This window comes from Desulfurellaceae bacterium, from assembly GCA_021296095.1.
GTDB lineage: Bacteria > Desulfobacterota > Binatia > Bin18 > Bin18 > JAAXHF01.
The window spans coordinates 1-363 of sequence record JAGWBB010000151.1 but is presented as its reverse complement, the minus strand read 5'-3'; positions in this window follow the sequence as shown (position 1 = coordinate 363).

Here is a 363-nt window from a genome sequence, read left to right as displayed (position 1 = left end):
TCGCAGCCGTCCACGCACACCACGACGACCGGTCGGCGCGGGATGGCGTAGCTTCGATGATGGAGACTGACGGCTGGGGACGAGGCGAGCATGCGCGACGTATACCCGACTTTCCGCTCAGCGAGAAGAGTCGACCGGCAGTCTGTGGACGCACGGGCACACTGAACGAAGCAAGTCGCGGCGGCCTCCAGCCCGACCGGCGCAGGCTCAGTCGTCGGTCGCAGGTGTGTGTTCGATCTGGGTCAGGGCGTTTTGAAAAGTTTGCGCCGAAACCTGATAGTCGCGCATCAGGCGGCGTGCATCAACGAGGTCTTGGGGGCGGGTGCGTAAGTGTTGAGCAAGACGGGTGGCGAGTTCCCGTTG